This window comes from Kitasatospora sp. NPDC047058, from assembly GCF_040643935.1.
GTDB lineage: Bacteria > Actinomycetota > Actinomycetes > Streptomycetales > Streptomycetaceae > Kitasatospora.
The window spans coordinates 1-2,697 of record NZ_JBEYVJ010000670.1 but is presented as its reverse complement, the minus strand read 5'-3'; the positions used below and the strand labels follow the sequence as shown (position 1 = coordinate 2,697).

The 2,697-nt window shown below is 70.6% G+C and carries 3 protein-coding genes and 2 pseudogenes; 3 read left to right on the top strand and 2 right to left on the bottom strand.

Annotated features, from left to right (window positions below):
- Positions 1 to 318 (top strand): annotated as a pseudogene (locus ABZ885_RS39080) (hypothetical protein); the annotation flags it as partial.
- A 20-nt stretch (positions 319 to 338) separates the two neighbouring features.
- A complete protein-coding gene (locus tag ABZ885_RS39075; RefSeq protein ID WP_360199649.1) occupies positions 339 to 521 on the top strand; it encodes a hypothetical protein in 183 nt (60 codons plus the stop codon).
- A 51-nt stretch (positions 522 to 572) separates the two neighbouring features.
- On the opposite strand, the gene ABZ885_RS39070 is transcribed toward ABZ885_RS39075, so the two are convergent.
- Positions 573 to 1,280 carry a hypothetical protein gene (locus tag ABZ885_RS39070; RefSeq protein ID WP_360199647.1) on the bottom strand — a complete coding sequence of 236 codons (708 nt, stop codon included), beginning with the start codon at positions 1,278 to 1,280 and terminating at the stop codon, positions 573 to 575.
- 269 nt (positions 1,281 to 1,549) lie between these two features.
- Between ABZ885_RS39070 and ABZ885_RS39065 the strand changes: the two genes are divergently transcribed.
- A complete protein-coding gene (locus ABZ885_RS39065) occupies positions 1,550 to 1,867 on the top strand; it encodes a DUF2283 domain-containing protein (protein WP_360199645.1) in 318 nt (105 codons plus the stop codon).
- Positions 1,868 to 1,872: 5 nt separating this feature from the next.
- Here ABZ885_RS39065 and ABZ885_RS39060 read toward each other — a convergent pair.
- Positions 1,873 to 2,502 (bottom strand): annotated as a pseudogene (locus ABZ885_RS39060) (transposase); the annotation flags it as partial.
- Positions 2,503 to 2,697 lie beyond the last annotated feature (195 nt).

Here is a 2,697-nt window from a genome sequence, read left to right as displayed (position 1 = left end):
CCCGCCGCCGACATCCCCGAAGTCGCGCCCGCTGCGCTCCGGGGAGAAACTCCGGCACCGGCCGGCGGTGCCGGGCCACGCGATCAGGGCGGCCCGGCTGCGGAGGGTGGGTGGCTGCGGGACCTGGTCGACGGAAGCCTGGCCCAGCAGACCACCCCCGCTCCCGAGCCCGCCGGGCAGAAGCCCCTGGCCGGACCCGCGGATCGGATGGTGCCGGTGCCGCGTGACCCGCTGCTGCGCGGCCTGCTCCGCAGCATGGATGTCCACATCCCGCTCGACCCGGCGGTCTTCGGCTACGACTGGGCGCTGGCCAGCTGACGGTCCAGCCCGACGTCCTGGTGGTCCTCGGCGAGGGCCACCAGGTCGGCTGGGTCGAGCGAGGCCTGGACGGCGGCGACGGCTGGGTCGCGGTGTACGCGGGCTACTTCCTCGGCGACGCCGCCACCCAGCAGGCCGCCCTGCGCGCCACCGCGCAGGAGGCCGCCCGCACCGTCCACCAGGCCTACCTGGAAGACCTCTGACGGCCGAAACAGCCAGCGTCACCGCGATGCCTGGGCGGGGTCCGGGCACCGTCACCCGGCAGGCGGCGCTGGCCGGAACTTGGTCAGGCACACCCCGCACAGCAGCGGTCCCTGGTCGAAGGCGAAGGGCGTGATCTGGAGCCGCCGAGGTGGCGAGCACTCCGCGCACACGACGGCGAACCGGCTGCCGGAGCGGGCACTGCGAGGGGCGGCGGTGGACTGCACGAGGGCCTCGAGCTGGGCGCCCGCCGCCGCGTCCAGGATCGCGATCACCTCGTCCCACCGGGAGGCCTCGGCATCGCTGAGCCGGCAGTCGGTCATCCCGACAACCGCAGTCGCGCGCCGGGGCGGGGTGAGTCCGAGATCGCGGGCGATGCGCGCGAAGTGCTTGTTGTGCCAGCGGTAGCCGCTGCTCACCTCCTTCACGCCGCGCCGCCGGGCCACGCCGTGCGCGGCGTGGTGCAGCAGCGCCTGCAGATTGGCCCGGCCTCCATGGCGCAACGCGGCGGGGGAGAACTGGAGCTCCATGGTCAGCGCACCGTCGCGGGTGAACTCTCGGCCGGTGCGCAGGGTCGCGCATCGTGTCGGGTCCGCACCGTCGCCGCCCGCGGTGGTGACCGCGAGATGCGGCACGTCCGGGTGGCGGCGCCGGATCTCCTGCCAGGCGGTTTCCACGGTGCTGATGATGACCGCACCGTGGGCGAGTGCGGCGGTCCCCGGTTCGCTGGGGCGCACCGGCGCGGGGTGAGGGAACGTCATGCCCGGTGAACCCGAACTGGCCCCGGCCGGTTACGACGGTGCGGGACGGAGCGTGATTCCGGTCACGGACAAACCGGGAGGACAAGGCCCAGGACCTGGGCAAACCGGGCGGGACAACACGCTGGTCAAGGGGGCGGACAAGACATCCGATGGGATTAGGAAGTCAATGTCTTCTGTCTCGGCATGCACCCGTGACTGGCTCTGGCAAGATTTTCGCAGTCGAAGATCGTCTTTGCCGCCGCCAACTACACCAGGGGAGCATGCCTGCCATGGCAGACGTCCGGGTCACCTATGACGAGACCGCGAACGCGGCGTACGTGCACCTCACAGATCCGCAGATACGTACGAAATCCTCGCGCATGTATCCCTGTGATCCGGTGGGGGTCGACGGCATGATCAACCTTGACTTCGACGAGCAAGGGCGCCTTATCGGCATCGAGGTATTGGCGGCCAGCTCCAAGCTGCCCCAGTACCTGCTCAAGTCATCTGAGCGCCCGGACGCTGGAGGCGATGATCTGGCTGAGCAAGGGGTGGCTCGCGCTGCATCGAGAGCAGAGCAGCGAGGCAGCCAGGGTTCAGTGGCGTAGAACAGTCAAGCAGCGATGGCCAGTTCGAGCTTGGGCGGGGCCGGGAAGGCGGTGGCCTCGCTATAGGCCGTGCCGGTGGCCAGGCAGTGGTGGAGACAGCCGAGGAGCCGGTTGTAGAGGTTACGCTGGGCGGAGCTGTGGCGGTCGCCGGCCTTGCGCCGGCGGTCGTAGTGGGCCCGAGCGCCGGGCGATGCGGTGAGCGAGGCGAAAGCCCAGACGTAGCCGACGGCGGCCAGGCGCTGGTTTTTGACCCGGCGGACCATGACGGCGTGGCTCTTGCCGGAGGCGCGGGTGACGGGTGCTGACCCGGCGTATGCCTTGAGGGCCTTGGCGTCGGCGAAGCGGGAGCGGTCGTCGCCGATCTCGGCGAGGACCCGGGCGCCGCTGAGCGCGCCGAGGCCGGGGAAGCTGGTGATGACCTCGGCATCGGGGTGCTGCTGGAACAGCTCGGCGGAGGCTTCGGCGAGGTCGTCCGCGGCGGTGCAGGCGTCCTCGAACTTGGCCAGCAGGGCCAGAGCCTGGCGGCCCATGGCCTGCTCGACCAGCGGGAGCTGGCGCATCTGCGGGAGACGCAGGGCGACGTGCAGGCGTTCGACCTCGGCGTCGATGCCTCGCTGGCGGTCGGCGCGCTTGACTAGCCGTTGCTCTATCGAACCTCGTGGGCGTGAGTTCGACGTTGCCGACTCGGTCGGGTGATCTTCTGGTCGGCTGGGCATGAAGGTGGGGCCTCCCGTGCAGCTCGTGGGTGTCGAATCCAGCCGAGCAACAGGAGGCCCCTGGTGCCGCAGTCTTCCGTGTCCGTGTCGCTGTCGTCCAACTCCGTTCCCCTG

Bases quoted from the DNA above. Each gene is read 5' to 3' on its own strand.
- ABZ885_RS39070 (WP_360199647.1), bottom strand. From the start codon at position 1,280: ATGACGTTCCCTCACCCCGCGCCGGTGCGCCCCAGCGAACCGGGGACC.
- ABZ885_RS39065 (WP_360199645.1), top strand. From the start codon at position 1,550: ATGGCAGACGTCCGGGTCACCTATGACGAGACCGCGAACGCGGCGTAC.